This window comes from Barnesiella sp. (assembly GCF_022723415.1).
Taxonomy (GTDB): domain Bacteria; phylum Bacteroidota; class Bacteroidia; order Bacteroidales; family Barnesiellaceae; genus Barnesiella; species Barnesiella intestinihominis.
On the sequence record NZ_JAIJHU010000135.1, the window covers coordinates 1 to 1,728 of the forward strand.

General features: G+C 31.7%; 3 protein-coding genes. 2 read left to right on the forward strand and 1 reads right to left on the reverse strand.

Annotated elements, in window-relative coordinates; genetic code table 11:
* Positions 1–73: 73 nt before the first annotated feature.
* Entirely contained in the window at positions 74–604 is a 531-nt protein-coding gene (locus QVD32_RS13095; RefSeq protein ID WP_287710379.1) for a hypothetical protein, read from the reverse strand.
* A gap of 241 nt (positions 605–845) precedes the next feature.
* Between QVD32_RS13095 and QVD32_RS13100 the strand changes: the two genes are divergently transcribed.
* Together QVD32_RS13100 and QVD32_RS13105 are read left to right on the forward strand one after the other, a co-directional pair.
* On the forward strand, positions 846–1,175 hold the full coding sequence (locus tag QVD32_RS13100) for a hypothetical protein (RefSeq protein WP_287710380.1): 330 nt from the start codon (positions 846–848) through the stop codon (positions 1,173–1,175).
* A 5-nt stretch (positions 1,176–1,180) separates the two neighbouring features.
* Positions 1,181–1,429 (forward strand): hypothetical protein, encoded by a 249-nt coding sequence (locus QVD32_RS13105; RefSeq protein WP_287710381.1) that lies wholly within the window; start codon positions 1,181–1,183, stop codon positions 1,427–1,429.
* The last annotated feature ends 299 nt before the right edge of the window (positions 1,430–1,728 follow it).

The following is a 1,728-nucleotide window of genomic DNA, read 5'->3' on the forward strand; positions in this document are numbered from 1 at the left end:
ATTTTTCCACTTTTTTATATACTAAACGAAAAGAGAAATTGTAATTATATTTTTATCCCACCGTGCATTTTCGTTACAATTGAGTATGGCTATTAATTAAAATTGCAGTTTGGGGTGTTTTAGAATCTTCTAAATCGATAGTTAATTGTTTAATACTCATTATATCTCCAATCTCTACCTGATTAAGAATCTTTATAGATTGCTCAGGCAACTGATCGATTGAATAAGTAATTAATCTTTTATTTCCCTCAATATTTTCAAGTCTTAGAACTAGTACATTTTTATTCAATATAGTTAGTTCTTTGTCCAGAAAATTTGGAGAAACAACTTCTAAGAATTGACTATCCGCAGAAATATAAAGATTGGCAGGTTTATGCGAAGAGATTGTTCGTGTATGGATAGGTGTATCGATAGTTGTATATAAAGTTACATTTCTGTAGCTTCGATAGTAAATAGACGTATCTTTCATTATTGAATATTTATCTACAATGGTAAATTTTTTATTGAGTTTTTTGTTATCGACTAAAACAATAATTACAGTTAAGATAATTCCTACTATTACCATAAAAACTATAAAAATTTGAAATTTTTCAAACGGGTTCATAAATCGCCTCCGTAATTATTTTAATCGGTTAATAAATAGAATTACTTTGTTTTTATAATCATATATATTTTCAATAAATAGTCATTACTTAGATAAGTACATTATAACAAAAAAACAGTAATTATAATAGCGAATTAGACGAGTTATTGCATAAGATTTCCACCACAATTGAGCAACAAGTTGCTACAGACCAAGAACTGGCAAATTATCTTTTCTAACGAGGAGGAAAACAATGGATTTTATGGACGAGCGTCAATTTGAACAAAAACAAGAAGCTTATTTAACAGAAAAAAGAAATTTAAAAGAGCAATTAGAGCAAGCCTATGAAGAAAGAAGAAGATTTCACCACTATTTAGACCATTTAGCCAATTATGTCAATTATCCAACCCCGCATTACGATATATCACCTAATAAGCAGGTCGTTTATCGTTTACTAACCGACTGTAAAGAAGAGGCTGACCAACAAATTCGTCAAAAACAACAGATAATCGAACACCAATTAGACGAGCAACAGCGCCAATTCCAAAAAGACCGCTTTGCTTATGAAGAAGCGAAACGAAAGGAGTTCTAAAAAGCATGTTAGAGGATTTACAAAAAAATTTGGAAAAACAAATTATCCGTTTATTTGTAGCTAGCGCCAGTCATTCGACTTCGGAATTAAGAAAAGAAATGACGAAAAAAACGCTTCAACAAGCGAAACAAACAATCAAACAGAATACACCCAAATATACTAAGCAATTAGGAGACACAGCAAAAGGCAAGTGGGTCGATAGTGCGAAACAGACTACACAAAAAATCACTAAAAAATTAGACTGGATAGCCTAAATATCTAGCAAGCGATACTTGAAATAAAAAAAACAAACTAAGAGTAATCAACTAGGGGCGAAATTGGGGTGAAAAACACAAAAAGTGTAGTACATGGGAAAGCCTTGCTCCGCAAGGCGGAACACCTTGTGTGTCCCCCATTTCCCCTTATGCTCATACAAGGAAGAAAAGCCATTCCCATAGAAAAGACAGCACATATAAAAAATAACGACAATCAATTACCAATATGAACTTAAAAAACTTATATGTTCGTCAAAAACGAGTGTCTGAAAATGGATAGTTAAAAAGTGAGGAAAAAT